This window comes from Pseudomonas sp. Sample_9 (assembly GCF_004307535.1).
In the GTDB taxonomy this organism is placed as follows: domain Bacteria; phylum Pseudomonadota; class Gammaproteobacteria; order Pseudomonadales; family Pseudomonadaceae; genus Aquipseudomonas; species Aquipseudomonas mercuritolerans.
In genome coordinates, this window is record NZ_RAZO01000303.1 from 1 (window position 1) to 1,749 (window position 1,749).

At 61.5% G+C, this 1,749-nt stretch carries 2 protein-coding genes; one reads left to right on the top strand and one right to left on the bottom strand.

Translation table 11 applies throughout. The annotated features are described in order from the left end of the window. Nucleotides 1-668 (bottom strand): extracellular solute-binding protein (locus tag D6877_RS16845; RefSeq protein ID WP_130911513.1); only part of this gene is annotated, 668 nt, incomplete at its 3' end. A 111-nt stretch (nt 669-779) separates the two neighbouring features. On the opposite strand from D6877_RS16845, the gene D6877_RS16850 reads away from it, so the two are divergent. Continuing rightward, on the top strand, nt 780-1,559 hold the full coding sequence (locus tag D6877_RS16850; RefSeq protein ID WP_130911514.1) for a helix-turn-helix transcriptional regulator: 780 nt from the start codon (nt 780-782) through the stop codon (nt 1,557-1,559). Nucleotides 1,560-1,749 lie beyond the last annotated feature (190 nt).

Below are 1,749 nucleotides of genomic sequence, written 5' to 3' on the forward strand. Positions count from 1 at the left end.
GAGTTGAAGTAGGCGATGTGCGGGCGCAGCTTGAGCAGCAATGCTTCGGCTTTTTTGTAGTCCTCGGGATCGGTGCTGTTCGGCGGCAAGCCCAGGTAATGCAGGGCGACCGGCAGCATTTCCGACGGCGAATCGAGCATCGCCACGCCGCACTCGCCCAGTTTGGCCAGATTGGCTTCGTTGAACAGCAACTCCCAGGAATCCACCGGCGCTTTGTCACCCAGCGCGGCGCGGACTTTGTCGACGTTGTAGCCGATGCCGTTGGTGCCCCACAGGTAAGGCACGGCGTACTGATTGCCCGGATCGTTGACCGCGAGTTTCTTCAGCAGATCGGGGTCGAGGTTTTGCCAGCCTGGCAGTTGATCGCGAGGCAATGGGGCGAGGGCGCCGGCCTTGATCAGGGTCGGCAGGCTGAAGTTGCTCGCCACTACAACGTCGTAGCCGCTGCGGCTGGTCATCAGTTTGCCTTCGAGCACTTCGGCGCTGTCGAAGGTGTCGTACACCGGCCGGATGCCGCTGTCGCGCTGGAAATCATGCAGCGTGTTCGGCCCGATGTAGTCGTACCAGTTGTAGACGTGCACGCTCGGTACGTCTGCCGCCATGGCAGCCGAGGAGAGACAAAAACAGGCCAGCAGGCCCGGGTTGATAGATCCACGGTGACGACGCATGATGCGGCACTCCTGGCCTGTCGCAGGCCGGTGATGAACTGGAGTGGTCAGGCTAACGGGCCGGTCACACCAGCCCCATTCCCATCATGGGTTACTCGAAAGGGGTAGAGCGTGGACGCGTTGTTGCAGGAATTGCCGGTGCATCAGAGTCTGGCACGGGTATTTTCCCACCTCGGGCAGGACGGTTTCTGGCGCGCGCTGGTCGACACCCTGCGCCTGCTGGTGCCGCTGGACAATGCCCTCGTCGCGCTGATGCAGGCCGGCCAGCCGCCGCATTTGTTGATCGACTTCGACAGCAAGGGCTATGCCGACGATCAGCAAGAGCTGGCCGGCTATACCGCCGGCATGTACCTGCTCGATCCGTTCTATCAAGCCGCCGTCAGCGGGATCAGCGACGGCCTGCATAGCCTGGCGTCCGTTGCGCCGGACCAGTTTCTGCACAGCGAGTACTACCAGAGCTACTTTCGTGCCGTGGTGGGCGAGGATGAACTGCAGTTTCTGATCAACGTCGAAGGCGCGGTACTCGGCTTGTCCCTGGGCCGCTCGACCGCGTTTGGCATGGCCGAGCAGGGCCGACTGTTGTGCGTTCGTGACTGGGTATTGGCGGCGATGCATCGCCACATGCAGTTGCTGCCGCCGCAAGGGCTGGTGGCTGAAGCGGTGGTGGGTGATCTGGCGACGCTGCTGGACCGTTTCGATGCCCGGCTGACCGCGCGCGAGATCGACACGGCGCGCCTGATTCTGCAGGGCTTTTCCAGCAAGGCGATGGCCCAGCAGATGGGAATTTCGCCGGAGACCGTGAAAGTGCATCGACGCAATCTCTATCACAAACTCAATGTCACCGGGCATGGTGAGTTGTTTGCGCTGGTGCTGCGGCCGACGGCTTTTTGATCAACGCAGAACTTGTGTGGGAGTGAGCCTGCTCGCGATAGCGGTGTATCAGTCAGCAAATTTTTGTCTGATGTGCCGCTTTCGCGAGCAGGCTCGCTCCCACAGAGGGGTTTCTGGTGTTTCAGCTGATGCGGCGGAAGACCAGGGCTTTCAGGCCGCTCTCTGGGTCGATATCGGGAAACTCTGGCGG